This window comes from Eudoraea sp., assembly GCF_049665975.1.
In the GTDB taxonomy this organism is placed as follows: domain Bacteria; phylum Bacteroidota; class Bacteroidia; order Flavobacteriales; family Flavobacteriaceae; genus Eudoraea.
The window spans coordinates 1-2,100 of sequence record NZ_JBATGR010000269.1; the positions used below are offsets into that span (position 1 = coordinate 1).

Here is a 2,100-nt window from a genome sequence, read left to right on the forward strand (position 1 = left end):
CGACAACTACATCTCTATGAAGTCTAATTTGAGCTTCATAAGGCCCTGCGCGCTTAATTGTTCCTCCTTTGATAATGATATACTTTTTATCAATTTCATGACCTTCTTTAGCCAAAGCCTCCGCTACATCCATATTTGATATAGACCCGAATAATTTTTCCGCAGCTCCTACTTTAGCTGAAATTTTAATTTGCAGTTCTTTTAATGCTTCCCCAGTTTTACTGGCGGTAGCTACTACCTCTTTCTCTTTATGCGCTTTTTGCCTTAAGTTTTCGGCAAGCACTTTTTTGGCCGATGGAGTGGCCAGCATGGCTACTCCCCTAGGTATAAGGTAGTTTCTACCGTACCCATTCTTAACTTTCACTACGTCATCCTTAAAACCAAGGTTTTGGACGTCTTCTTTTAAAATAAGTTCCATGATCCGCTATTTTTTATTTTAATAAATCTCCAACATATGGCATAAGTGCCAAATGACGTGCTCTTTTAACGGCCTGGGCCACTTTTCGTTGATACTTCAATGAAGTTCCGGTTAATCTTCTTGGTAAAAGTTTCCCTTGTTCATTTACCAATTTCATCAAAAAATCAGGATCTTTATAATCTATATATTTGATTCCGGATTTTTTAAATCGGCAATATTTCTTTTGCTTATTAGTCTCAATATTAAGGGGAGTCAAATACCTGATTTCACCGTCCTTTTTGCCTTTTGCTTGTTGTTCTATAGATGCCATATTACTTACGCTTTAGCTTTTAATCTTGTTCTTCTTTTTTCCGCCCATTCAATGGCATGTTTATCCAGTTTAACGGTAAGGAAACGCATAATACGCTCATCTCTTCTGAATTCCTGTTCATAGGGTGTAATTACCTCCCCCGGTGCAGTAAATTCAAATAAGTGATAAAAACCACTTTTTTTGTTCTGTATTGGATAGGCTAATTTCTTAAGCCCCCAATTTTCTTTAGCCACTATTTTGGCTCCATTTTTCTTTAAGAAATCCTCAAATTTCTTTACTGTTTCCTCTATCTGAGTGTCTGATAGAACGGGATTTAAAATGAAAACAGTTTCGTAATTGTTCATATTATTTTATATTTTTTAGGAGCGCAAAAGTAATAATAATTAGTTCTAATTACAAGAAATTGAAAAAATCTTCGTTATAGGTATCAAGAATCATAGAAATTAAACTTAACCTATTAAACTTAAAATGTATAATCATTTACCATTTACACGCAAAATTTAACAATGTTTACAACTTTTATTGCAGTTAAACTTGTTTTTTCGGTACTTTGTCGATGATTTAACCCCACAAATCAACCCCTTTATGAAACTAAGAAGTATTGTTGTTGATGATTCGTCTATGCAACGTATGGCAGTTGCAAAATTAGTTAACAATCATCCTAACCTAGCCCTTATTGCTGATTACAGTAATGCTATTGAAGCCAAAAACGGCATTAAGAATAATGAAATCGACTTGATTTTTCTTGATGTAGAAATGCCTATTATTAGTGGTTTTGACTTATTGGAGTCCCTGGAGAACAGACCACAGGTAATTTTAATAACAGGTAAACCGGATTATGCCCTCAAAGCATTTGACTATGATGTAACAGATTATCTTCATAAACCCATTACAATGGCTCGTTTTGATGCTTCTGTGAAAAGAGCAGTAGCTAAATATGAGCAAATGAATAAGGTAAATGAAGATGAAGAACATATTTTCGTTAAAAGCAATCTTAAGAAAAGAAAGGTAATCCTTAACGAAATTAAGTGGATAGAAGCCTTAGGTGACTATATAAAATTGGTTACAGATGAGGCTAATATTGTGATACTTTCAACGATGAAGGCTTTTGAAAAACAATTGCCTGAAGATAAATTTTTGCGGATTCATAAGTCTTACATTGTTAATCTTGAAAAGATAGAGAAATTTAACAGTAAGAATGTTGAAGTAAGCGGCAGATCTATTCCATTGAGTAGAAACAAAAAAACGGAATTGGCAGAGGCATTAAGCAATGTTTAATTACATATAATCTACATTATAGATAATACGCACGCCTTTGAACTTAGCAATAGCATCAAAAGAATTTTGAATTCTTTTGATGTTTTTTTTTGTT

General features: G+C 33.6%; 4 protein-coding genes. 1 reads left to right on the forward strand and 3 read right to left on the reverse strand.

Annotation, left to right across the window (positions count from 1 at the left end; translation table 11 throughout):
- The 3 genes from rplI to rpsF form a co-directional block, all read right to left on the reverse strand.
- Positions 1-418: 50S ribosomal protein L9 (gene rplI, locus WBN20_RS09610; protein ID WP_424281519.1), on the reverse strand; the 418-nt coding region annotated here is incomplete at its 3' end.
- Between the two features lie 13 nt (positions 419-431).
- Positions 432-728: a 30S ribosomal protein S18 gene (rpsR, locus tag WBN20_RS09615; RefSeq protein ID WP_019668764.1), complete on the reverse strand. Its 297-nt coding sequence runs from the start codon at positions 726-728 to the stop codon at positions 432-434.
- Between the two features lie 5 nt (positions 729-733).
- A complete protein-coding gene (gene rpsF / locus WBN20_RS09620) occupies positions 734-1,072 on the reverse strand; it encodes a 30S ribosomal protein S6 (protein ID WP_424271414.1) in 339 nt (112 codons plus the stop codon).
- Between the two features lie 241 nt (positions 1,073-1,313).
- On the opposite strand from rpsF, the gene WBN20_RS09625 reads away from it, so the two are divergent.
- Entirely contained in the window at positions 1,314-2,006 is a 693-nt protein-coding gene (locus WBN20_RS09625; protein ID WP_297693529.1) for a LytR/AlgR family response regulator transcription factor, read from the forward strand.
- Positions 2,007-2,100: the final 94 nt, after the last annotated feature.

What these genes read in the sequence shown, in the direction of transcription:
- rpsR (WP_019668764.1), bottom strand. Translation starts at nt 728, where the DNA reads ATGGCATCTATAGAACAACAAGCAAAAGGCAAAAAGGACGGTGAAATC.
- rpsF (WP_424271414.1), bottom strand. Translation starts at nt 1,072, where the DNA reads ATGAACAATTACGAAACTGTTTTCATTTTAAATCCCGTTCTATCAGAC.
- WBN20_RS09625 (WP_297693529.1), top strand. Translation starts at nt 1,314, where the DNA reads ATGAAACTAAGAAGTATTGTTGTTGATGATTCGTCTATGCAACGTATG.